The organism is Methanobrevibacter sp., assembly GCF_045636185.1.
In the GTDB taxonomy this organism is placed as follows: domain Archaea; phylum Methanobacteriota; class Methanobacteria; order Methanobacteriales; family Methanobacteriaceae; genus Methanocatella.
The window spans coordinates 1-1,559 of sequence record NZ_JAZTXC010000162.1 but is presented as its reverse complement, the minus strand read 5'-3'; the positions used below and the strand labels follow the sequence as shown (position 1 = coordinate 1,559).

2 protein-coding genes are annotated in these 1,559 nt (G+C 35.0%); both read left to right on the top strand.

The annotated features are described in order from the left end of the window. Positions 1 to 1,059 (top strand): elongation factor G (locus tag ACKI3Q_RS09095; protein ID WP_407416276.1); only part of this gene is annotated, 1,059 nt, incomplete at its 5' end. 114 nt (positions 1,060 to 1,173) lie between these two features. After that, positions 1,174 to 1,559: GTP-binding protein (locus tag ACKI3Q_RS09090; protein WP_407416275.1), on the top strand; the 386-nt coding region annotated here is incomplete at its 3' end.

Sequence of the window (1,559 nt, the reverse complement as noted above, 5' to 3'; positions counted from 1 at the left end):
TATGTTATGAACTCTACTAAAGATGCTAAAGAAAGAATTGGACGTATCTTATTAATGCATGCTAATAACCGTTCAGAAATTACTGATGTATATACAGGTGATATCGCTGCTGCAGTAGGTTTAAAAAATACTACTACTGGTGATACATTATGTGATGAAAAACATCAAATTATTCTTGAATCAATGGAATTCCCAGAACCAGTTATCCAATTAGCTGTTGAACCAAAATCAAAAGCTGACCAAGATAAGATGGGACTTGCATTACAAAAATTAGCTGAAGAAGATCCTACATTCAAAGTACATACAGACCATGAAACTGGACAAACAGTTATCGCTGGTATGGGTGAATTACACTTAGATGTATTAGTAGATAGAATGAAGAGAGAATTCAATGTTGAAGCTAATATTGGACAACCTCAAGTTGCTTACCGTGAAACTTTAAAAACAGCTGGTGACTGTGAAGGTAAATATATTAAACAATCTGGTGGACGTGGACAATACGGACATGTTTGGGTTAAATTTGAACCAAATCCAGATAAAGGATACGAATTCGTTGACGCTGTTGTTGGTGGTGTAGTTCCTCGTGAATACATTCCTGTAACAGACAAGGGATTACAAGAAGCTATGGAAAGTGGTATTTTAGCTGGATATCCAATGATCGATGTTAAGTGTACATTATTTGATGGATCTTACCACGATGTTGACTCTAGTGAAATGGCATTCAAAATTGCTGCAAGTATGGCTTTAAAAGAAGCTAAGAAAAAATGTAATCCAGTATTACTAGAACCTATTATGAAAGTTGACGTAGTAGTACCAGATGAATATTTTGGTAATGTTATGGGTGACTTAACTAGTAGACGTGGACGTCCATTAGGACAAGAAAGCAGAGGAAATGCTATTCAATTATCTGCAATGGTACCTCTTGCTGAAATGTTTGGTTATGCTACAAGTTTAAGAAGTAACAGCCAAGGACGTGGAAACTTCGTTATGACATTTGATCATTATGAAGAAGTTCCAAAGAGCATTTCTGAAGAAATTATCAAAAAAAGTGGTAATTAATTCGTAAAATAATAACAAGAGTACAAATATCTTGATTATTATAGATAAAATAGTTGATAAAATTTCAATTATTAGTTAGAATAAAGTAGTAATTAAAAAAGGAGGAAATATAAAATGGCAAAAGAAAAATTTGACAGAAGTAAACCACACGTTAATATTGGTACTATTGGACACGTTGACCATGGTAAAACAACATTAACTGCTGCTATTACTAAAAGACAATCTGAAAAATTCGGAGGAGATTTCGTAGATTACGCTAATATCGACAAAGCTCCAGAAGAAAGAGAACGTGGAATTACAATCAACACTTCTCACGTTGAATATCAAACTGAAGGACGTCACTATGCACACGTTGACTGTCCAGGGCATGCTGACTATGTTAAAAACATGATCACTGGTGCTGCTCAAATGGATGGAGCAATCTTAGTTATTGCTGCTACTGACGGACCTATGGCTCAAACTCGTGAACATATCTTATTATCTCGCCAAGTTGGTGTACC